Source organism: bacterium SCSIO 12643 (assembly GCA_024398135.1).
GTDB lineage: Bacteria > Bacteroidota > Bacteroidia > Flavobacteriales_G > Salibacteraceae > CAJXZP01.
The window spans coordinates 1,711,775-1,735,232 of sequence record CP073750.1 but is presented as its reverse complement, the minus strand read 5'-3'; the positions used below and the strand labels follow the sequence as shown (position 1 = coordinate 1,735,232).

Annotated in this window: 14 protein-coding genes; all 14 read right to left on the bottom strand. The window is 36.8% G+C overall.

All coding sequences use genetic code 11. The features are described 5' to 3' along the window. Nucleotides 1-109: 109 nt before the first annotated feature. The 14 genes from KFE94_07440 to KFE94_07375 all read right to left on the bottom strand — a co-directional run bounded on the left by KFE94_07440 (nucleotide 110) and on the right by KFE94_07375 (nucleotide 23,438). Nucleotides 110-1,423, bottom strand: coding sequence for an O-antigen ligase family protein (locus KFE94_07440; GenBank protein ID UTW67940.1), 1,314 nt, complete (start codon nucleotides 1,421-1,423; stop codon nucleotides 110-112). Further along, nucleotides 1,420-2,529 (bottom strand): glycosyltransferase family 4 protein, encoded by a 1,110-nt coding sequence (locus tag KFE94_07435; GenBank protein UTW67939.1) that lies wholly within the window; start codon nucleotides 2,527-2,529, stop codon nucleotides 1,420-1,422. The genes KFE94_07440 and KFE94_07435 overlap by 4 nt, the downstream gene beginning before the upstream one ends. Further along, complete coding sequence (locus tag KFE94_07430) at nucleotides 2,520-3,758, bottom strand: oligosaccharide flippase family protein (protein UTW67938.1); 1,239 nt, start codon at nucleotides 3,756-3,758, stop codon at nucleotides 2,520-2,522. Before KFE94_07430 ends, KFE94_07435 begins: the two co-directional genes overlap by 10 nt. Beyond that, the gene (locus KFE94_07425; protein UTW67937.1) at nucleotides 3,758-5,938 is read right to left on the bottom strand and encodes a hypothetical protein; all 2,181 of its coding nucleotides are present in this window, start codon (nucleotides 5,936-5,938) and stop codon (nucleotides 3,758-3,760) included. Before KFE94_07425 ends, KFE94_07430 begins: the two co-directional genes overlap by 1 nt. A 10-nt stretch (nucleotides 5,939-5,948) precedes the next feature. Then, on the bottom strand, nucleotides 5,949-6,692 hold the full coding sequence (locus KFE94_07420; protein UTW67936.1) for a polysaccharide export protein: 744 nt from the start codon (nucleotides 6,690-6,692) through the stop codon (nucleotides 5,949-5,951). Nucleotides 6,693-6,694: 2 nt separating this feature from the next. After that, complete coding sequence (locus tag KFE94_07415; GenBank protein ID UTW67935.1) at nucleotides 6,695-7,120, bottom strand: response regulator; 426 nt, start codon at nucleotides 7,118-7,120, stop codon at nucleotides 6,695-6,697. A gap of 358 nt (nucleotides 7,121-7,478) precedes the next feature. Beyond that, nucleotides 7,479-13,955 carry a VCBS repeat-containing protein gene (locus KFE94_07410; protein ID UTW67934.1) on the bottom strand — a complete coding sequence of 2,159 codons (6,477 nt, stop codon included), beginning with the start codon at nucleotides 13,953-13,955 and terminating at the stop codon, nucleotides 7,479-7,481. A gap of 251 nt (nucleotides 13,956-14,206) precedes the next feature. Then, nucleotides 14,207-15,562, bottom strand: coding sequence for a sigma-54-dependent Fis family transcriptional regulator (locus KFE94_07405; GenBank protein ID UTW67933.1), 1,356 nt, complete (start codon nucleotides 15,560-15,562; stop codon nucleotides 14,207-14,209). Nucleotides 15,563-15,638: 76 nt separating this feature from the next. Continuing rightward, on the bottom strand, nucleotides 15,639-16,355 hold the full coding sequence (locus KFE94_07400; protein ID UTW67932.1) for an SDR family NAD(P)-dependent oxidoreductase: 717 nt from the start codon (nucleotides 16,353-16,355) through the stop codon (nucleotides 15,639-15,641). A gap of 63 nt (nucleotides 16,356-16,418) precedes the next feature. Beyond that, the gene (locus tag KFE94_07395; protein ID UTW67931.1) at nucleotides 16,419-18,761 is read right to left on the bottom strand and encodes a TonB-dependent receptor; all 2,343 of its coding nucleotides are present in this window, start codon (nucleotides 18,759-18,761) and stop codon (nucleotides 16,419-16,421) included. 29 nt (nucleotides 18,762-18,790) lie between these two features. Further along, a complete protein-coding gene (locus KFE94_07390) occupies nucleotides 18,791-19,909 on the bottom strand; it encodes a hypothetical protein (GenBank protein ID UTW67930.1) in 1,119 nt (372 codons plus the stop codon). 70 nt (nucleotides 19,910-19,979) lie between these two features. Then, nucleotides 19,980-21,860 carry a hypothetical protein gene (locus tag KFE94_07385; GenBank protein ID UTW67929.1) on the bottom strand — a complete coding sequence of 627 codons (1,881 nt, stop codon included), beginning with the start codon at nucleotides 21,858-21,860 and terminating at the stop codon, nucleotides 19,980-19,982. Further along, on the bottom strand, nucleotides 21,847-22,845 hold the full coding sequence (locus KFE94_07380; protein UTW67928.1) for a FecR domain-containing protein: 999 nt from the start codon (nucleotides 22,843-22,845) through the stop codon (nucleotides 21,847-21,849). The genes KFE94_07385 and KFE94_07380 overlap by 14 nt, the downstream gene beginning before the upstream one ends. Further along, nucleotides 22,842-23,438: an RNA polymerase sigma-70 factor gene (locus KFE94_07375; GenBank protein ID UTW67927.1), complete on the bottom strand. Its 597-nt coding sequence runs from the start codon at nucleotides 23,436-23,438 to the stop codon at nucleotides 22,842-22,844. Before KFE94_07375 ends, KFE94_07380 begins: the two co-directional genes overlap by 4 nt. Nucleotides 23,439-23,458: the final 20 nt, after the last annotated feature.

Sequence of the window (23,458 nt, the reverse complement as noted above, 5' to 3'; positions counted from 1 at the left end):
TTTGGAACAAAAACATATATTCAAAAGCGCTGCCAACAATGTAAAGTATTGTTTGTTAGTTATTTAAGGAAAATATTGAATTTAAGAATTCCAAATTTTGGATTAGAAATTAAATTCTGGAATCCGAGATGAGCTCAAGTTCAGGGCGTTTTTTACGCAAATAAATGCGTTCTCGCGGACTTAAAACCATACGTGGTTGGAATGAGATATACATGAGAATGAGCTGATAAAACAGAATTCCATAATTGGATTCTCCAAAGATTCCAAATTCTGTAAAAGAGTTGATGATCAATGGAATCAGTAAAGTGAGCAAAACTTGTTTCTTCAATTGGGGTTCATGGAAAATTCCATAAAATGTAAAGATCAAATGGAATAGGATTACGGTTAAACCGATGAACCCTAAATTCATTAAAACCTGAATAAAAGTATTATGAGTCATTTTTCCCGGATAGGTATGTACACCCTGAAAATATTCCTTGTATGCGATACGCATAAAACCATATCCCAATAATGGTTCTTTAGGCAATCCTTCATTGATGAGTGCAGTCCAAAAAGGAAGTCTTCCGGTCATGCTGAGCACTTCTTCCATTCTGCTTTGATCCCCATCTTTAAATATGACTTTATGCACCGCTATGGGTGTCACGAGTAACATCATTCCAATGGAGATATATTTAAGTTTCTTGTTTGAAGATTGGAAAATATGAAATCCAATTATAAGAAAAGCGCCAATCAGTGATGATCTGGAGCCTGTAGCGTATAACCCGTAGAATAAAACGAGAAGTTTTACCACAGTCCACCATTTCTTTCTGTCGTTTTGGAAAAGATCAAAAATTAAACCGGCAATGCCTAGTCCTGCCAGCATTCCCAATTCATTTGGGTTCATAAAATATCCTCCTAATCGCGCTTCTTCGCCACCGTGAGTCAATCTGAAAAAGATATCTGGTAAAGTCCACATGCCCACTACAAATAGAAGGATTAAACTAAAGGAAACATTACCCAATAGATTAAATATTCGGATACGATGATCCTGGAAATAAATATCCAGCAGGTAGATACTTTTGATGAAGAAATAACAAAATACTAAAGTCTGAGAGGTCATAAACCATTGAAGTGCGCTATAACCTACATTGGTGCTCCAGGCGAAAGAAGCAAAGCCCATCAGTAAATACAGACCATATAACCCGATGGCCAGAGGGTTATTCCATTTTAGGGAATCCACGGCACCGAATTGAACAATTCTTCGGTAAACCAAATAGGACCCGGCCAGTACTCCTAATCTGCCCACCACTTTTATGGCACGTGTGATCATAACGTTTTCACTCCAGGTGAAGAAACAGGCCACCATGAGCAAAAGCAGAATAAATAAATATTGCCCAGTTGATTTTAAAAATTGCTCTTTGACTATGGTTTGATCTCTTATCATTGCTGATATAGTTGGTCATATTGCGGTACAATGTTCTTCCAATTAAAGAATGTATGCACCATTTTTTTAGCGTTTAGCCCAATGGCTTTGAGTTTATTTTTCTTTTTAAGTTGTTTTAACTCAGAAAAAGCATGTGTTAATTCTGATTCATTCTCATTATCAACAGCTATACCAGCATGTGCTTCAGATATATAGTCAGCAATATTGGTGGCATGAGAAACCACGCTTGCAATTCCTAAATGAGCGGCTTCCAAAATGGAACTTGGGAGACCTTCATTCCTTGATGGGTGGGCAAATACATCCATTTTTTGGATAAGTGCGTTTTTCTCATCGCCATATTTACTTCCCCAGAAAATGACGGCATTTTCAATATGATATTCCAGAGCTAAAAACTCTAAGACAGTTCTTTCTTTACCATCTCCAATAATCCATAATTTGGAATTCGGTTCCAGTTTATGAAATTCACGAAAAGAGGCGAGTAATAAATCCAACCCTTTGGTATAGACATCTAATCGACCCACAAAACCAATTATAAACTCATTATTGTTTTTGAGGGAGGTGTTTTCACCGTTTTTAAGATCAATACCATAAGGAATCAAAGAAGATTTTTTGTTTGGAAATAAATCATTGAGCCCATCACGTTCACTTTGACCTATACAATGAATACAGGCAGCTCGATGAATCAATTGTTTTTCGAAGAATTGGTAATAGACTTTTTTGACCCATTTACTGCGATTCATAGCAATTTTATTGTAGGCTCCGTGGGGGGTGAGGACAAATTTGATCTGGTGATCAGCCATGAGTTTGGAAATAGAACTATAAACCGGAATCCATCCACCGTGTAAGTGAAAAACGGCTGAGTCTTTTTTCTCCAGGATCGCTTCTTTTAGTGAAGCATGAATGGCAAATGGATTTTTTTCAGCCTGGAACAATCTGGTTTGAAAATTACGTTTCTCATAGTTATGAGAGAGCTCTTGTGTAATTCCCCAAACTGAAACATTTCTACCTGCTTTTTTTTGCCATGATGTCAATTGAAAAACAACTTTGTTGACCCCGTTCATTCGATCAGGATTGGCTTTTCCGAGTATAAGATGTATTATTTCCATAGGATGAATTTTTTTTGAATAAGTATGAATTGCCAGTAAGTCAGTACGATGATTTGAGAAGCTATTAATCCGGAGATGGCACCAATGAGCCCCCAATTGTGAAGGAGATATTTGAAAGAAATCAAGCTAAACCCCAAAGAAATCAAATACCCTAAAAAGAAATTCTTGTTTAAGATTAATGCGCGGATGGAAAGTCGTATAGGATAACCTATGAAAATGATGAGATATAAAACGGACATCCCTTTAATTACATAGGCATAAGAAACATATTGAGCTCCTCCGGCCAATTGGATGATTTGTTCCGAGAAAACAAATACAACGCTAATGATCATAATAAACAATGCAAATGAGCGGATGCTGATTGACTTTAAGTAACGCTTTGCTTTAAATGCGGACTCATGTAATAATGATGAAGCTTGTGGCAATACGTAATTTTCGAAAGTCTGTAAAAGAATATTGAGCACACCAAATAAGGATTGTACCAATCTAAAAGCGCCCAATGCTTCGATACTGATAAAAACACCAGACATAACTACGAATAGGTTGCCTGACCACCACTGGACCATTGCAGTTAGCAATAACCATTTGGATTGATTCCATTGCGAATTCATAAAGTTTTTCCATAAGTTTAGTTGAGCCAATGAAGGTCTTAATAGTACGATCCCCATTAATAATGATGGGAGATAGGCCAGACCTAATAACCAGAGCATATGGTAAAGTGAGAAAGAGAAGTATAATCCGGCAATCAAGACGAAGATTTGAAGGAAAGCCGTGAGACCATCGATCAAAACTGTGGCGTCTAATTCAGATTGCGCCAGAAAAATTTTTCTCAGATAATCTTGCATGATAAACCCAGAAGCGAATAACATCAAAGGCATGATCAATTCGTTGAAATCAGCTAAAAACTCTAGTTGCAAGAATGAAAGCGAATTCAATAGAATTAATACGATGGCTAGAAGTAAAATCTGATAAAAGAAACTATACGAGGTATAAGCTTCTTTATTTTTCTCTTTAGCGATAGAAACCTGATATGGTTGAACAACTAATGCATTCAGAATACTGATGCAGAGATATAACCCCAGAATGATAGATGCGAATACACCAAATTTTTCCGGAGTTAGAATTCGAGCCATCAAAATGGTCAGCAAAAAACTATTTCCGCTAAAGACGATTTGATCAGTGAGGACCATCATCTTTTTTGAAGACTTTATGTAGGAAATGAGTTGCATTATTTTGATTTTAGTTGTTGTAGTTTTTGGACTACGAATCCAATAAATTCTTTAATGTCAACAATTACAGAAGGATTGTATGCATATCTGTTTAAGATGAAGTTGACTTGTGGCAGTTGATATTCTTCTACCATTAAATCTGTTTCCATAATCTTTTTGAATGAAGATTTTCTGGTATCCAACACCACCAAATTAGTTGTGGCCATCTTCATGATCAAAAGCGATTTTTGGCTGAGCATATTTTCGCTTAATGAAAGAACGATATCATGAGATACTTTTAATTCCTGCATTAAATCCTGCATCATAGATTGCGTGTATCTGTCATATTTGGAATCTTTAAGACTCATATGTTTGACCATGGACAATGAAGCTTTTTGTTCTTCATTTAATATACCATCGATATCTACAATCAATACTTTTCGGTCTTGCATAGCCAACGCTTTTGCCAGGTGTAATGTGTTGAATTGTGCGCCTTCCTGTTGATCAAAAGAGTGAATAGCCAATAAAGAATGATCTGAAATCAGCCCTTTGATTTCCAATTGGATCGCTTCTTTTAAAAAGTGAGATACTCTTACGTTTTTTTGATCTAAAAATGGAACCAACATTGCAATTGGTATTAATGAATTAGACTCGATAGATTGTCTATTATTCACCTTTGCTTTAAGTATGTGGATGATAGCAATACACACGATCGCACCAAACATGGAAAGGATCACAGCTACAATTGTGATGATTCCTCTATTTGGAGAAATAGGTTGATCAGCAATTTGCGCTTTAGTAATAATTCTATGGAAAGAAATATTCGCAGCTTGCGCAATTTCTGCTTCGATCTTCTTTTTATTTAAAAAGTTATAAGACTCTTGATAGATAGAGAATTCGCGGTTTAATTGAGTTAGAATTCTCTCCTTTTCAGGAATCCCGATAAATGCTTTTTCTGCTTCCTGAATATCTCTTTCCAGTTCTGCGTATTTAACTTCGAGGTTCTTACGTGTATTGCTGATACTTTCTAATAAGTAATTTGTCAAATCTTTGATTTTAGCATCAATTACCTGAACCTTTTCATCTTCTTCGGTATATACCAATAAGAGATCTTTTTTCTCTGCTTGTAAAGACTTAATGTTTTTAATGATTTCGGTAGATAATAAATCTGTAAAAGCTTCAAAATTTGGAGCTAGTTCCAGGAAATCCTCTTGTCCTTCCTGAACATATTTTTCCAAATCCTTTATTGCAGAAAGGTTCATTTCCAGATTGGTTTTCTGAATTTTAAGTTGAGAAATTTCACGTAAATCAGTTTCAGTCTCCTGTCTCAGATTTGTAATACGTTTCGCATCCCTGAAGTTTTGAATATTGTCTTCAGCAGAAGTTAGTTTTAGAAAAACACTTTCAATTTGTCTTTCCAAAAAGGAAACTGTGATATTTGCAGCCTGAAATTTATTTTCAATGTAATCCTGGATATAGGCTTCAGCCAAAGCATTAGATATTGCAGCGGCTTTTTGAGGAATAGCAGATTTGTATGAAATACGGATGACCGCCACATCTTTATCTACAGATGTAATATCCAAATGAGAACGTAAATGCTCTATTTGTGCCGCTTTGCTTATAAATTCAAATTGAAAATGATCTATGGTTTCGATGTGTGGATTGGATACCAGAAATGAATCATTGAATTGTACCAATACCTCCATTTGATCCATTTTTAAGGTATCACCGACAATACCGTCAAATGATACTCCTGAATGAGGATCAGAAAATGTGTAATGCAAACGATCTTTAAATACCAGATCATAACGATGATCATAGGATTTAGATGTGATTTTACCATGTGTGATTACAAACGGAGATTGATCAAATAGCTCAACGGTTTTGATTTGTCCTTTTCTGTAGATTCTGGTTTTCAGTTGAAGTTTGTCTACGACCTTTTGCAGGAGTATTTCAGATTTTAATACTTCTATCTCCGCATTGATTCGGTGCAATGAAACGAATACATCCAGATCTTTGAAAAGATTGCTGCTTGGCACACCATCTCCAATATCTGCGAGTTTAAGTTTAGCAGTACTTTCAAACATTGGAGTCGCGTAATTGAGGTATTTACGAGCTACCAGATAACCAATGACCATCGCCAGGATAATCAGCGGTAAGCCTCTGAAGTATGGCTTAAGAATTCTAAAATTATCTTCCATGATGCATTGATTAAAAAGCGGTAATTAATATAGCGGCAGCTGTGATGGCTGTAGTGAATGGGATGATGATCGAGACTCTTCGATCAAATTCTTTGTAGGTTCTGGAGGGTACTACCACGACATCTCCCGGATAGAGTTGGATGTTTTTATATAAATATCCTCCGGACTCTGTAATGTCTACATTGGCTACGATGACATCATCTCCATTTTGACGAAGTATTTTGACGTACTTTAAATTGGCGTAAGTATCGAAACCTTCACATTTGGCGATGATCTCAAATAGCGAGTTTTGGTCTTTATCTACCTGGATCACTTTTGGAGATCTTACTTCTCCCATTACAGTAATTTCTTTATTTAATATTTTAACGTCAACCACCGGGTTTAGAATCCATTTTCCAAATTCCATTTTTAGGACATACTTCAATTGTTGGACTGTAAGGTCTTCTACACAGAATGTTCCAAGTTTTGGAATTTCTATGGTTCCGGAATCATCAACCATTAGCCATTTTCCATACACTTCGTTGGAATTGTAGATCCCATAAGAGGATCCCACGCTGAGTTCATCCTGCCCCCAAACGCTGATGCTGATTTTATCATCTTTCCGAATTTTGTATTGGTATTCCGGATTATAGAAGAAGGAACTATCCAATTGTGCAGTATCTGCCTTTTGACTGGATTTAGGCTCCATGTACACGTTCAGTGTTTTACAAGATGTAAATGTGATTATGGATAATATGATGATTAGCGGTCTCATGACTATAAAAAATAGAATAGGTTTTTAAGTAAGCTTGGTTTGCTTCTTTGTATTAAGTCTTTGTAATCTAGTATTTTTTGAACCACTTTTTTGAGGTTTTCCCCCAAATGATCGTCTTTTTGGATGTAGTCAAAAGCACCGTGTTTTAAACTGTCCACAGCAGGTTTTACTTTTTTCTGTCCGGAAACCATAACTACAAATGGGTCTGCACTGACTCTTTTTATTTTTTTGAGCACCTCATATCCGGTTAACAGGTCCATGTTGTGATCTAAAAATATAATATCCGGTTTTTCATTGAGATGTTGTAAACAATCAATTCCGGAATGGAAGGTTTTGATGGAAGTGATGCCCAGGTTAGATAAATGCTTCTCTATGATGTGAAGCATGAATCGGTCGTCATCTACTACAAATATGTTTAGTGAATTCATGATATTGTGATTTAGTTGTTTCGCTTATGCCAAAAACTAAACCGCAAAATATAACCTGCTGTTTTATAAGTGATTGTGTTTGTGTGTCAAATAGGGAATTCCAATATTGGAAGGCGGATTCCAAAAAATGGACATGAGAATTTAGGTGTGGAATCTGAATTTGAGCGGGTTGTTTGAGGATAGAGTAATGAGCGAACAGGATTGAGTAATGAGGATTGAGTGGTGGAATGGAGGATATAATGGTGTGTTTAATAAAACGTATTAATGTAATCCACAATTCTTAAAACTATTCACTCACTATATTCCTCTTCATATCTCATGACTCTTTACTCACTACTCTAGTCTAAACAATGAAAAACTATCTTACTACAAGTACTTTTTGTGTTACCGTTCCATGAGATGCATGTAGTATTACGGTGTACACACCTTCATGGAAATTGCTGATGTCAAATTGTAAATGGTTTTCACCAGATTCGACATTTTTAGTGACTTGTGTTATTTCTTTACCAATGATGGAATGGAATTCAATATTTACATCTTCATCAAAAGCAGATATATATTTTATAATCAGTCTATCCGAAGCTGGTTGTGGATAGATATGTAACGATTGTAGATTATTATCGATCACCTGGTCAGACTCAATGGCCACATAAGTGTTATTGGTCGGAGTTTTTTGATAGTAATCAAAGAGAATCAATGCTGAATTTTCAATAACTGAACCTTCAGGAAGATTTTCAAATGGATAGATCTTGAATTGAACAAACCCATGACTTTCCGGTTCATTATGTACACTATCCGGTAAATTAATGATTCCAAAGTCCCATTTTAAAATATGCCCATCAATGATCGTGAAACTGGAAGGATGCGAAGTCTCTATTTGAGATAGAGTTGAAACATCCAAATCAGCACTCAATGTATCATAAATGATAACCGATTCGGCAGGGTAGTTTCCTACGTTTTGGAATCGAATTTTATAAGTCAGAGGTGCACCTTTTTCGACCACATCTTCAGGATAAACTAACTTATCATTTGGATCAATGGCGCCAACAATCTCAATGATGTCACTACACATATTGTTAGACAAATCTGCATCAGAAGAACTTGAAGAGATCGTTGCCGAATTGGTTACAAAACTTCCAAAAGTTACACTGGTTGTTACAGAATCAGTTACATAGAATACTACGGATTCTTGTGGTTGTATGGAGTCAATTTGCCAAACTGCAGTTTGTCCATTATTTGAAGTCCATGGGAGTGTACTTGCAATGATTTCAATACCAGGCGCAAAATTCAGTGTAATCGTGTTGTTGATAGACACTGTATTTCCCAGGTTTTGGTAAGTAACAACATAATCATTTGTGAAATTGATTCTTAGTACGGTAGTACTCAAACAAACTGTAAGATCTGATTGAGAACCGGATGGAATAAATCCAAAGTCATTATTTGGATAAGTGTTTCCGATTCCAGTTACCGTGACACTATGAGAAACATTAGATGAACAGCTTTTTACGTAATACGTTGGTGTTTCAGCCAATATTGTGTACTGCCCTGAATTCATATAGAATTCGTAGTATCCGTTTTCATCTGTATATGTTTTTTTACCGTCTGGAGAGATGGTGATTTCAACGTTTTTCATGACTGTTTCTCCAGCATCAAATTGACAATTGCTGTTGGCATCAACATATGCAGTTCCTGAAACCAATGCGCCATTATCTTCTGTATATGTGTTACAATTGGATTGCGTTGGAGAAATGTTTGTGTAGACTTTTTTGAAGCCTGATGGCCACTCAATAATTAAACTATCTACATTTTCAGCTTCGCCCAGACCAAAGATCAGGTTAGCCGCATTTTGTCCACCGGCACCACCTCCGGTTTGACCTGATACATATTGTGTTTGCCATACCTGTTGCCCGTCAATAGAAGCCAGAACCTGAACTTTAGTTCCAATCGCGCTATAATTCGAATTTGATCCGATGAGGTTTAAACATAGGTAGGAAGCACATTGGCCTTTAGTGTTTTCAAAGAAGAAATTAGTTGTATTTCCATGATTGGCAACAAATAAATCCAGGTCTCCATCTCGATCGTAATCTGCTACGGAAGTTCCAAATGAATTTCCTCCCTGAGCAGTCAAATCATTTTCAACACGTGTGAAGTTTCCCTGACCATCATTTGTATACAGGAAGTTATCGTATCCCTGATCATTTGTTACGAAAAGATCTAAATCTCCATCATTTTCAATGTCAAACCAAACACTTCCATGAGAGTGGCCTCCATTGTTAACAACTGGTCCGGAGTTGATATTGGAGAAAGTCCCATTCCCATTATTTCGGTACAAGAAGTTATTCGAGTTTCCTGAATTTGCAATGAATAGGTCGATGTGTCCATCATTGTTATAGTCTCCCCAACTACAGCCCACAGAATTTGATGCTGCACTCACTACATTTTCGTTCACCTTAACAAACTGACCGTTTCCGATGTTTTTGTATAACCAGTTGGGCTCATTGTTAGTATTTGGTACAAAAAGATCCATCAAGCCATCATTGTTATAATCTCCCCATGCTGCACCAATTGAGTGCCCAGCATCAGTCACCACCGGACTATCTGTTACTTTAGAGAATGTGCCATCTCCATTATTGTGGAATAATAGATTACTCTTTGTTGGGAAATATTCGGCTACGAATAGATCTAAATATCCATCATTATCGTAATCTGCCCAGGAAGCACTATGACAGTAAGTTCCATAGTTTACAATATCTCCGGAAGTGATTTTGGAAAAAGTTCCATTTCCATTGTTTTTGTACAGGAAGTTTGGAGATCCTACATTATTTGCTACAAATAAGTCTAAGAACCCATCATTGTTGTAATCGCCCCATGTAGAAGAAACGGACTTAGCTAAATCGGTAACGATAGCCCCGGAACTCACTTTGGTGAAAGTTTTGTCACCGTTGTTTTTGTATAAAATGTTTGGTTGATTCTCATCATAAGAAGTAACGAATAAATCTGGATATCCATCATTGTTGTAATCGCCCCAACTTGAAGACCAGGAGTTGATATGATCACTTGTAATTCCTGCATTGGTCACCATTTGGAAACCTACGCTTGGATCGAAACTCAAGTTAATTGTTGGAACATTTTGACCACACATGGTTTTTCCTGTGATGGTAAACTGGGCGTAATCTCCCGGTTTAAATGTTTCTTCCAGGACCATATTGAATTTTAATTTAACCATGTTGTTTGAAAGGTCTAATATTCCTGGTAATCCATTGGCACCCAAACTTGAATTTAGATGTGCTAAAGCATATGAATAATTGCTAATTGAACCAGTTGGATTCGCTACGGATTGGTAAGACCCGCTTTGAGGATAACGGAGTTGACCACTACCATTTTCAAAACGCATGCTATTATTGGTACTAGAAAAATCTATATCAATACTATCAATAGCACCGAATTTCACACTGGTAATATCTAACTCTATTTCTACCGTATTGGAACATTCGTCTCCCACATTTTGTCCGAGTAGCACCACTTGCATTTGAGCAGGTTTAGGTTCTACAAATAACCCTAAAGTGGTAAAATTACAAGTGAAATCAGCAAATGAAGCTGGATAAGCCGTACATTCATAACCTGCGTATACCGTAATATAATCCGGGGCACAAGCATGATATTGTCCAACGATAGTTAAATCTCTTTGTTGAGAGCCATCAACCATACCGAGTAGGTATAAGTCGTTAGATTGAGCAAGTGTATCTCCGGAAGCATCGTCTATCACATGTAAAATATCCACCTCATTTGATGGATTCTTAATGTGAACCCAGGCATAATTGGCATCTACACTAGATGAATTGGTTTTAACTTTTAAATCCCAATGAACTGTTTTGTTTATACCATCCATAATTGGATTATTAGAAAGCAAGCTCAATGTTGGTGGATTGAATTTTACCTGATCCGGATTACTTGCAGTAACGAAACCTGAAGTTCCTCCTCCAAGGTTATCTGATTTTTGGAAATCTACTTTCCAGTCCAAATCCTGATAAGTATTTAATGGTACATCACAATTTGGAGATACATCCATATAAATAACTGCTTTAAACCCATCATCTGATAATTTTATGGAACCGCCATAGCCTGAGAATAAAGACTCAATGTCAAAAGTGTATAGATTACCGTTGACACTCGAAGGTGAAATGTTATAGGCATGTTCAGTCACAGAACTATTTATTTTTCGAGTTCTTTGATGTTTAAGTCTTACATTACTTATCGAATAATTCGCTGGAATTTCTACAGTTACCGTTTTGATATGTGCCCAGTTACGATATTCCGAAGGAAATAAATCTCCACCATTGTAATTCGAGCAACAGTCTCCAATGCTCAAAAAGAAGTTTTGACTTACCGTTTTAGTACAACTAGTGATATTGAAATAATTACGACTGGCATTTTTAAAGAAATAGCCAATAAGCGTAAAATGGTCGTTGTAATATCCACAACTCATTTTTTGATTTGAATTGGGATTCGAAACGTTGCTTAAATAGTATTCATTTGTTGATTTTAATTGTTGAATGTTTCCTCCAATATTCGTAGTTACCTTATAGTCTGTGTATACCCAAACCGAGTCTCCTTGAGCATAAGAATATCCTGAGAACGCGGATGATAATGAAACTAAACTCCCTACACTAATATCATAGGTAAATTCTTTACTATTAGAATTTGAGCTTGACGCTAGAGATAATCCTGAAGCTGTTAGGTAGCTGCCAGAACTTGCATCATACACTTTGATGGAAGCGGAAATTGCAGATAAATAAAATCCTTTTTCTATGCTTTGAATAGCCTTACCGTAATTGAAAGTTTGACTTCCTCGAACGGTCCCTGTAAAAGTTCCTCTAATTGTATCTCCATACATCACACGATTGGTTTTTATACGAGAGAAGTTGAGATTTCCTGAGGCGTCAGGTATTCCATCCAGATTATTATCCGGAGCACCAAAACTTGTACGCTCAAATGTGAAACTTTCAAATGCCATACCCTGGCAACCTGCCCCATATGGACAGTGAAGATCTACATCTACCGATTTGTTGCAAACAAAAGGGACTTCAAATACACAACTGTTATTGGGGATGTAGTTTATGGAGAGGTCTATACTTTTAGTTCCGGAGGTAACTCCACCAGAACAATCTCCAGTAAGATCCAAATTAAATGAAGCTTTTTTCATATTAAATCCAGATGGAACTGGTAAATCATAATAGGCAGTCAATTGTCTGGAGTTTGAATTAAACTGTACAGATGAAGGAGCCCAAATCACATTATGATAGAATTCCAAACTAGAATAGTTCAATCCTAAAGGGATGTCAAAAACAACTTTGTATTTCGCTCCACTTCCTACAGGAAGGTCATTGTTAAAAGAGGACACAGTAAAATTGAATTCTTTTGTTTCACCGGAGTTTATATCTGTTGGTGTTTCAGGGAAGATGGACATTTGAGTATTGTTTTCATTTTGCCCTGTTCCGTTTTTTGCATACGAACTGGTTTGGCAAACATTTTCATATTGCAATTGATACGCCCAGCCTTTTACATATTCTCCGTTGCAAACATTGATGTTACAGTGATATGTTTTAAAGTAAACTTGGATTTGATCTCCGGGATTTAAATCAGGGAGTGTCAAGACAACCCTACCTATTGGGTTACTTCCCAAACAAGAGTATCCACCACTATTTGAAGTAGCTACAGTTGAAGTCGGAGTAATTGAAACAGCAGTTCCACCATTCAAACTATATGTGATGTTATTGGCATCTATTCTTGAAAATATGTTTTGATCGTAATTGGAACCTAAAGATTTAAAAAGATCCAATGAAACATCTACGGCTTTTCCTTGTCCGTTATTTGATAGTGTAATAGACTGATCACTTGCATTTCCAGTACCGAAACAAGAAGTCAATTCGCTCGATTTAGATACTGAAATATTAGGAGTCTTTAACGATATACTCACATGAGCATATGAGTTAGAACTTGTGATGAAGGAGTTGTTGCAGCCCCAGAAGTTTGTAATAGTTGAAGTCACAGTGCTAGATTGACAGCCTGTAGCATTTAAAGTCTCTGTAATGATAATAGACTCATTTTGATCTAAAAATTGATCACCATTTCCAACACTTGTGAAATCACTACCTGACAATGTAATTAGATTTCCCGAATTGTTTAAGCTACCTACAGAAACTCCGGTTAATTGAACTCCTGTGCCATGTGAATCTTCAACGGTAAAGCTGGATACACGACCATTTCCCGCGTTTAATATTTTGATTTGACGTGTTACAGAATTTCCGGAGTGAACAGATTGAGATGTTGGGCTAACACTTAATATGCTTAAAACAGGATAATATAAATTGTATCCTCCGGAAAGTTTATTGGCGGAACCTCCAGAATAATTTACAGTAACCTGATTTCTGAATACGTTACCATTATTTTGATAGGTGATGGCATCCATATTGGCTTGCACATCAATAGTGAATCGCAAGGTGCTATCTGCTGGAATATTATTGGAAGATAGTGTGATTGAAGAGAGATTAGAAACATTGGACTCCTGAACATTATATCCATTTAAGTTACTTATAGTGCCAGATGCATAATAAATACCTGATGGTAAGTTTACGTTTAAACTTACTGACTGAAGCGTATTAGCAGTGCCATTATAGACATTAACCTGCACAGATTTAGCTACATCGCAAACGTTCAAACCATTTGGATTTTGAATAGAAATCTGAACGGATTGAGAGTAGCTTTGAATTGAAAAAAGCAGTATAGCGAGAAGTATACTGAAGATAGCAAGTACGTAATTGTAAAATCTATTCATAACTCTTGATTTAGGTAGTTAGGTAAGTAAAGCGAGATAATTGGGGATCATCTCGCTTATGACACTTACTACTGTTTTGCGGATGAGTTTTGGCAAGATGTAAGCCAATAATGGTAAGTTTTTGTTTGTTAGCGTGTTGTGTGTTTTGGTGTTTGCGAAAAATTCCAAAAAGAGAGATGGGAATTCCAGAATATGGAAAAAATGGACAGTTTTAGGGTGTTAAGATGAAGATCTGATTTAGATGGAGTGGTCTATTTGTTTTTTACGGCACCTGCTTTAATCAAATTATAGATCGTAGACTTCCCGATATCCAGAATGTTAGCGACTTCAATCACGTTGTTATTGTACTTTTTCAGAAAGTATGTGATGATATCGGCATTGTACTCTTTAAGTGTCTTTTCAACATTTAGATACGTATCATCATCATGCATATCGGCATGAAAAGTAATGTTATCAGGATGAATTTCTCCGTCAATAGCCATTACACATGCGAGTTCCATTACAGATTTAAGCTCTCTTACATTTCCCGGAAAATGATACTTCAAAAGCTTTTCTTTAGATTCAGGAGTCAATGAAGGTGCTTTTAATTTATTCTCTTTTGAAAAGAGGTCTATAAAGTGTTTTGCCAGGATTAGGATATCGTTTCCCCTTTGGCGCAACGGAGGTAGTTCAATAGAAAGTCCCATGATTCGATAAAATAAATCTTTTCGGAAAGTTCCGTTTTTAACTTCCTCTTTCAAGTTCTTATGCGTAGCAGTAATCAAATGCGCATCAAATTTGATCTTGTTATTTCCGCCCACACGTATGACTTCACGTTCTTGTAAAACACGTAAAAGTTTCACTTGCATATTGAGGTCCATTTCAGCTATTTCATCCAGAAAAATAGTACCGCCATTGGCTTCCTCGAATTTTCCTCTCTTGCGGGCTAATGCTCCGGTAAAAGCTCCCTTTTCATGTCCAAAGAGTTCGCTCTCTATCAGTTCTTTAGGTATGGCAGCCATATTGATTGCCACAAAAGGTTTTTTACTTCGATCGCTGGCATAGTGAATGGCTTTGGCTACAACTTCTTTCCCAGTACCTGTTTCACCAGTAATTGCGATATTAATGTTGGTGCGGGATGCATTTTCAATGAGCGCAAAAGTTTTTTTGATTTGCGGACTTTGACCAATAATGATTTTCTGAAAATCGTATTTAGATTTGAGTTGAGATTTGAGCTCGGTGACTTCCTTTCTTAGATTGCTATTTTCTCTCAGATGAATTAAGCTGTTCCACAAAACATCTTTAGTGTGGTCATCTTTAATGATATAATCATAGACTCCATTTTTGAGTAGTTTCACTGCGACACTCAATTCTTCCTGGCCACTAATAATGATAACAGGTAAGTCTTTATTTTGTGACTGTATTTTTTCAAATAGTTTTTCGCCACTACTATCTGGTAGAAAGTAATCTAAACAAATTACATCCGGACGTAAGTGCATATTGGCCAGACAATCTTTGCCGGTTTCAAAAATATGTACTTCATAATCTGGATTTAACGTAAGATGGTATTTGAGCATTTCTGCATACCAAGGGCTATCTTCTACGATAAAAATTTTGAACTCGTTCATGATTTCAACTCTAAATGGTTAGCTAGTTACGTACCATCTAAAGTACAAATAATCAATAGAACTCAAAAAGAATCACTTATAAATCTCTGAGTGAGAAGATACAATCCGGGAACTTTTCAGTGTGATTTAAAATATAGATATATTTTTCAGCGACCTCATCCGGAGATGTCAGTTCATTGTTCTTTTTGAGATTCACAAAATGCGTATGTCTTGAAAAATCTGTTTCGTTAGAATTTCTGATTTCCGCTTGCATTTGTGTGTCTACAACTCCTGGAGCGATAGAGTAAATCTGTGTAGGGTGGGTTGCCCTTTTTTGCTCCTCAAACACCGTTAAACTGAATAAATCTATAGCTGCTTTAGAACCACAATAAGCCGCCCAACCTTCTATCGCGTTTTTGCCTGCACCTGAACTTACATTCAAAACAGTTTTTTGAACCGGAAGTTCGCCATATGCTTGAATAAACTTATTCATTAAAATACCCGGAGCGGTAACATTTACGGTAAACAAATCTGCAATAGCCTGGTTCACTACATTTCCCACTGGTTTTATATCTCCGATTTGACCTGCATTATTGATTAAAACGATGCGTTCTGCATCAGCTAGTTCAGGAAATTGGAAAGCTTCAATTTCATCAGATTTAGAAAGGTCTATGGAAATCGGTACGTAACTGCCACTCACTGCATCTTGACGTCTCGACATTCCATAAACCTTAGTATGGTTATTTTTTAAAAGGGCTTCGGTTAACGCTTTTCCGATGCCGCTGCTTGTTCCCGTGATGAAATAGTAGTTCATTTATTGACCTTGAAATGCTTTTAGCCGCACGAAGTTAATCAAAAATGAACCTGATTTGATCTTTTAGAATTTAATAATGTACATCAGGTTGGGAATCAAAGACAATTGATAATACTCTCCGATTTTCTGATTGGTGTCGTCATAATAGTAACCTACTGCGGCTTTGTTGTTGGTGATATTCTGGATATCTAATTTGACTTCATGGGTTACCTTTTTTCTATTGATTCTGTAGGTCATTCCTAAATTTAAGAAGAAAATATCATCACCTTTTGCTCCATAGATTCTGGATTCATCATAAACGGTTTCGTTTTCAATGATCGATTGTTCCAGATCAATTGGAGTGTATCTGTTTCCCCCAAGCAAAGAAGCTTTGATATTAACTGCCAATGTTTTGTTTTTCTTGGTAGATTTCAAATTAAATTCTTTTCCCACCACCACATTGGAGGCATAATTGGCATTGTATCTGGAGTCTCTCTCTATTTTGTCCAACGCGGTGTATTTTGACTGGTATAAAGATGAAGTCAACATATAGTAGAACTGATTGTGGAAATAACGCTCCAACGTCAATTCAATACCATAGTTGGTTCCTGTACCTTCGCTAACCAATGGAATGTTAATATAGCTCGTAGATTGATTGATCATGGAATAGGCGCTATTCGGATCATTTTTCACAGGAACATCGTACAAATGTTGGTAATAAACCTCAGATTTTAAAGTGAGATATGGATTGAAGTTGTGTCCAAAACCCGCTACCAGATGAATGGACTTGGTGAGTTCTAAATCCTGATTGGCATATGTACCTTCTTGCCCTTCAACATTCGCCATATAAACGGAAATGCTTTCTACTTTGCTATGCATTCCGAAACCAAACGAAACATATTCTTTTTGATTCATATTCCACTTTAAACCAAGGCGCGGTTCTAAAGCATAATTGTTATTGAGATAAAGTTGAGTAAAGTGAAGCCCACTTACCATGGTAATGTCATTGGTTAAACGGTGTTTCCAGGTAGAATATCCTTGAATCATAGATGTTTTACCAGAGGCTCTGATATAATCCACGGGAACAGTGTTGTCATCATTTACTGTAGAACCCATATTGTAGTTCAGAATGGAATAGATCACACCTGTTTTTAGCGTGTTTTTTCTGTTGAATTTATGATGGAACGAAGTTGAGAATCGATAAGTACTCTTTTTAAAATCCTGAACGTAGCTATCATAAAATTCATTTCTGACCTCATCTTTGGTCTGATCGAATATTTTGTTGCTGGTTCCGGAAGCGGAAACGTAAGAATGAAAGTAACTGCTTTTACCCACGATATAATTGTGATTAATTCCGATCACACCTACAGCGTCTTTGACCTCTGTTTTACTCACCACTTCCTGTGTATCTTCATCCTCATATTTCTGATTAATAGCACTTAGTCCGCCTAATCCAAAAATGGAGAAGTTTCCCCATTTTTTGGATGGAAGATTGATTTTGAATGAAGCATCCTGATATTTAGGAATTCCACCAAATTGTAGAATCCCGGCAGCGTCTAGTAAATCCAAAGTTGAATAACGGTAGTTCACCAGATATGAGCCATTGTAGTTAGAACTAAAAGGTCCTTCCAGAGTGATATCTGTTCCCAATACCCCAATTGAGAAAGAACGTTCGCTTTTTTGATTGTTTCCTGTTCGGAATTTAGTATCAAATACCCCTGAAAGTGCATTTCCGTATTCCGGGGCAAAAGCTCCAGAAAAGAAATCAGAATTGGCTAACATCGTTGCATTTAATGTGTTTACAGGACCACCAGTACTGCCTTCATCTGCAAAGTGATTTGGGTTTGGAATTTCGATACCTTCTAAGCGCCATAAAATTCCTCTGGGAGAGTTTCCACGTACAACAATATCATTATTTCCCTCAGCATCTCCAACAACTCCAGCAAAGGCTGAAACCATACGGGCAGGATCATTCAAAGAACCCGCATACCTTCCGGTTTCCTCAACAGTAACGGTTTTGGCACTCACGGTAGCCATTTTATTAATGGATTCACCCCGTTCTTCCTGTGCTGTAATAGTCACCTGATTCAACATTTCATAGGCTTCTATGGTTTCGATATGTAAAACGGTTTCTTTGGCTGATTCAACTACAATATTGGATAACATTTGTGGTTCGTAGCCTAAGGCGGTTACTTCTAAACTAACACGCCCTACGGCTACGTTTTTGATTATAAATTGACCGTTAATGTCTGTACTGGCTCCTTGAAAGGGATCACTTCCAACAATGATCACATTGGCCCCAATAATGGGCTGTTGCGTGTCTTTATCGATAACAGTTCCTCTTACGGTTTGCGTTAAATTTTGAGTAAACGAGCTTAATGAAATCACAGTGAGGAGTGAAAACCAGATGAGTTTATATTGATTCATGGGATTTAAAATTAATAAGTTTAGTGTTTCTAGAAATTAAATCGTGCACCGAATTTTGCTCCGATCCACATTTGAACTTGAGTTTGGTAAAATGTTTCGGTGTAAAATGGGTTTTTGGCGATAGCGGTAGTAAACCCTCCTGTGGATTCGTATCCCAGTTCCGATACGTGTACATTAAATGATGGTCCGGCCAGGATGGTGAAGTGTTTATTGATATCATAATTCATGGTCATATCCAGTCGGTTGAGGAGGTTCAATTTCCATTCAAACTTTTTCAATTCATTGATGTAGTTTGAAGTGACATCCATGCTCATGGATAAATTAGAGCCCAATTGGATATTGGATCCAAAACCTAATCCAAATCCGAAAACCTGTGGATTGTTGACCTGAACCCCTGCGTAATAAATGTTGTAAAGGGTATTTGTACCGGATTTTAAAGCGATGCCCAATGGTAAAACTTCATTACCTGATACTTCTAAGGAATGGTATCCATTTTTAATAACGTTAATCAAACCAAATGAAACACCGTCCGCAGAATCGGCTACATTAATGAGTCCGATCTGTAACCCGGTGATGTTTTTGGCGCTATTGATCATGGCGAGTTGTAAGCCATAAAACTTTTTGTCCGCTCTATTATAGATACCTGAAACCTGAGCACCGGAAGTGTTACCGTGGCTCCAATTGTAGATGCCGCTTATTTGTAAACCTGTAGTATTGTGACGAGATATATTAGTAATTCCTCCTATTTGTAGTCCGTCAACACCTTTCATGGCAATATTGGCAATACCTCCCATCTGAGCACCTGTAACTCTGGCATTGGTATGGTTGTAAATACCAGCACATTGAATTCCATTCACATATCCTGCGGTAATGTTGGTAATTCCGGCCATTTGAACTCCGGTCATGTTTGACTTTAATACATTTCCAATTCCAGCAAGTTCTAATCCATGTACAGACCCATTGATTCCGTAGATCATGTTTAAGGATACGTTGTTGGTATACTGGGGGGAGTTCATTCCGTTGCTACCTATCGGGTAAAGGAATGTCAGTTGAACCGGGGTAGATTTCTTCGTTGTATCGTTTTGAGCCCAAAGCGGTGAGCCTACGAAAAACAGTAGAATGATAATTGCGTTTTGAAATGTCTTCATGTCGTTTTTAAGTTTAACTATGATGAAGACAATTCGGTTTTAAATTACCCCTAGTCCTATTTGATTTTTTTTAAAAAGAATATCTGACCCCCGCTTTTGCGCCCCACCAGGCCTGGAATTGAACACCATCAATAACCTCAGTATAGAAGGGTTCTCTGGCGATGCTTGTGGTGAAGACACCAGATGAATTTTGCATTTCAGAAATATGACCATTGATGGAAGGTCCGAATATGATAGAGAATTTTTTAATGTTTAGATCAACGGTAAGGTCAAAACGATTCAGTAGGTTCAATTGCCAATCGTATTCCGCGTTAAACTCCTGTTCATTGATAAATGTGGAAGTTAAATCTAAACTAAAAGAGAGCCATTTCCAGGTGTTAATCTTAGATCCAATTCCTAAACCCAAACCTAAAATATGTGGTTCATTTGGACGGAAACCAGCGGTGTATGTCATGTAGAAATAATCCATCCCTGATTTAAAGGCAAGATTCGTATACAAAACTTCATTTCCGTAAATTTCAATTGGATGGTATCCATCTTTAATGTAATTGAATAACCCCAGCGCAATTCCATTAGAAGTATCGGCAATATTGATCAGCCCTAATTGTAGCCCGCTATTCATTTTTGCATAGTTGAAGAGTGATAGCTGAACTCCATGCATTTCTGAAAGAGCTTGATTGGTGATTGCAGAAATTTGCCCGCCAACAATATCTTTTGTAGATAAATTATGAATTCCTGAGACTTGTAAACCATTCATTTTGCCATTGGCAATATTTGATATTCCTGCCACTTGAAAGCCTACAATGCTGTCTTGTACCCAGTTGAGAATTCCACCTACCTGTACGCCATTCACATCCTTGGTTACATGATTATGGATTCCTGCCACCTGAAATCCATTTACCCGACCGTTTACGATATTGCTTACACCAGCCACTTGCATCCCATGTAAACTATCAGAAAGAAAATTGCTGATACCACCAACTTGTAATCCGGTAACATTCTTTTTGTTTTTATTAACGATCCCAGCGACTTGCATACCTGAAGTGTGCCCCTGAACCACATTTACCAATCCTGCAATTTGTAATCCCTCCATATTGCGATTGAGGATATTAAATAAACCTCCAACCTCAATACCATCTACGCCACCATTATAGCCTCCAAGAATATTCAAAGAGAAATTATTATCAATAATTCCGCTGGCATTCATGTTTGTTCCAATAGTGGGAATAAATGAGACTTGCCCGACTCTTTTTTCTTCAATTTCGTTTAGGTTTTCTACAGTAATTAACCCCTCCGGAGGAACCATTTTTAAAACGAAATTGGGATTTTCCTGAATGGTAGCATTTTGGGTAGGTTTCGAGGTAACGGTAAGTTTTGGATGGAGGGGTTTGAGCAGGATCTCCATATTGTTTTGTTCACGTACATTCACCGATATAATGATATCTTGAAAACCAGATTTGGCTACATTGAAATTCTTGATGCTTCCTTTTTCAATGGTGATAGAAAAATGTCCTTTAGAATTAGTTAATACGGTTGTTCTGGATGAGATGTTATAAATACTTGCCTGATAAATGGGTTTACGTGTAACTGCATTTAGAATAGTCCCAGAAAACTCCGTAAAATCGGGATGGTCTTTATCGTATTGCTTTTCTATCTTTTTGCTATGAACCAGAATAATGTGTGATCCAATTATTTTGGATTGAATCTGTCTGTCAAAGACTTCAGAAATTATCTTTTTTACTGTTTTATGTGCAGAATATGTAATTAAACTATCTGCATTTAAAATGTTGGAGTTGTAAGAAAAGTGAAGACCGGTTTGTTGTTCAATTTGCGTAAATAAAATACGAACAGGTTGTTTCTTGAGAGAGACATTCACCTCTAAGTTGGATTTCTTTTGTGCAAAAACACCTAACGAAATCAATAGAAAAAGCAAACAACTAATTTGGCGCACAGCTGGTTCCTTTAAGTGTATAGTGATTATCACGTTGTTCCAGTTCAAGCTCAAAAGTGGTCGCAATTACTGCCATGATATGATCGATATTTGAGTTCTGGAAATTAACCGTTAACAAACATTTTGGGGTATGCTCATCGTTGAAAGAGATTTCTACATCATAAACGCTTTCTAATATTTTGGATACTTTTCCCAGTTCGATACCATCAAAGATGAGTTCTTGATTTAACCAGTACATTTCAGTAGCTTTTTCAGATGCATCTTGTATCGGTTCCAGTTTCTGGGTGGTTTTATTATAGATAACTTTATCTCCCGCATGTAGTTTAATGGATAGATATGTGCTATCGGAATCTTGAGATAGATATTTAAACATCACCACACCGGATTTAACGTAAACACTAATGAGTTCGTCTTTTGAGGAAGATTTAATATTAAATGATGTCCCCAATACATGAACTTCACTTTGTTCGAGGTGAATGATAAATGGTCTGGTCGTGTCTCGTTCAATATCAAAAAATGCTTCACCTTCTAATTTTACTTCTCTGGTATCGGAGTTGAAGTTTTCGGCATAACTGATTTGCGTATTTTTATTTAGCGTGATGACCGAACCATCTTGTAGGGTATCATTTAAAATTTCTGTTGAAGTGTAAACAGAAGTCTGTCCACCGTCTGATGTAAGCTGAAAGATAATGGTCATAGAACCGATAAGTATCAATATCGATGCCGCAATTTGTAACCAGGACTGCTTGTAAAATGGTGTTTTATGAATTTGAGGCGCTATTTTTTTCCAGGCTTTTTCAGAACTGAATTCTGGGATGTTTGTGTTTTGTGAAAGATTCCAAATGCGTGCAAAATCCTCAAAACATTTTTGGTTTTTCTCTGACGATGCAATCCATTCCGAAACGATATGTGTATCAGAATCATTCAGTTCTCCATTCAGGTAACCTGTGAGTAAATGATCTATATTTTGATTTTCCTGCATCATGATCCTAGAAATAAGACAATCGTATTTACCTGATCCCCTAGTTTGTTTACAAAATAAATGATAAGCCCAATATGCATATAGTCTTTTAGCTCTTCGCGAAGTTGCTTTATAGCACTGCCCATGTGGTTTTCAACGGTTTTTACTGAAATATTGAGATGTTCTGCAATTTCTTTGTATTTCAATCCTTCAAAACGACTCATCTCAAATATTTTTTTTCGTTGAGCCGGCATATTTTGAATCACATGGATTACTTTTTGTTGTAGATCAGAATCTTCTGACTCTTCTTCCGTTTGAGCTTCTGAGCGTAGTCGTTCATTGTAAATCTTATAATCCTCCCGAATAGAAATATGCTTGATTTGATTCAAACAAGCATTTCGAATCATGGTAAATAAATAGGATTTGGGATTATTTCCTAAAATGAGTGTTTTACGTCCGTCCCATAGTTTAACAAAGCAATTTTGGACTATCTCTTCAGCATCATCTGCATCATTGATAAACGTATATGCGAATCGGCAAAAAGAATTGTAATTCTCCTTAAAGAACGCTTCAAAAGCAGTTTCGTTATCAAGTATATTGGAAGGAGAAATAGACACAATCCGGAGTCTGGAACTTA

Coding starts and splice junctions, on each gene's coding strand:
- KFE94_07400 (UTW67932.1), bottom strand. CDS start 16,355: ATGAACTACTATTTCATCACGGGAACAAGCAGCGGCATCGGAAAAGCG.
- KFE94_07390 (UTW67930.1), bottom strand. CDS start 19,909: ATGAAGACATTTCAAAACGCAATTATCATTCTACTGTTTTTCGTAGGC.
- KFE94_07405 (UTW67933.1), bottom strand. CDS start 15,562: ATGAACGAGTTCAAAATTTTTATCGTAGAAGATAGCCCTTGGTATGCA.
- KFE94_07435 (UTW67939.1), bottom strand. CDS start 2,529: ATGGAAATAATACATCTTATACTCGGAAAAGCCAATCCTGATCGAATG.
- KFE94_07440 (UTW67940.1), bottom strand. CDS start 1,423: ATGATAAGAGATCAAACCATAGTCAAAGAGCAATTTTTAAAATCAACT.
- KFE94_07410 (UTW67934.1), bottom strand. CDS start 13,955: ATGAATAGATTTTACAATTACGTACTTGCTATCTTCAGTATACTTCTC.
- KFE94_07425 (UTW67937.1), bottom strand. CDS start 5,938: ATGGAAGATAATTTTAGAATTCTTAAGCCATACTTCAGAGGCTTACCG.
- KFE94_07415 (UTW67935.1), bottom strand. CDS start 7,120: ATGAATTCACTAAACATATTTGTAGTAGATGACGACCGATTCATGCTT.
- KFE94_07380 (UTW67928.1), bottom strand. CDS start 22,845: ATGATGCAGGAAAATCAAAATATAGATCATTTACTCACAGGTTACCTG.
- KFE94_07430 (UTW67938.1), bottom strand. CDS start 3,758: ATGCAACTCATTTCCTACATAAAGTCTTCAAAAAAGATGATGGTCCTC.
- KFE94_07420 (UTW67936.1), bottom strand. CDS start 6,692: ATGAGACCGCTAATCATCATATTATCCATAATCACATTTACATCTTGT.
- KFE94_07395 (UTW67931.1), bottom strand. CDS start 18,761: ATGAATCAATATAAACTCATCTGGTTTTCACTCCTCACTGTGATTTCA.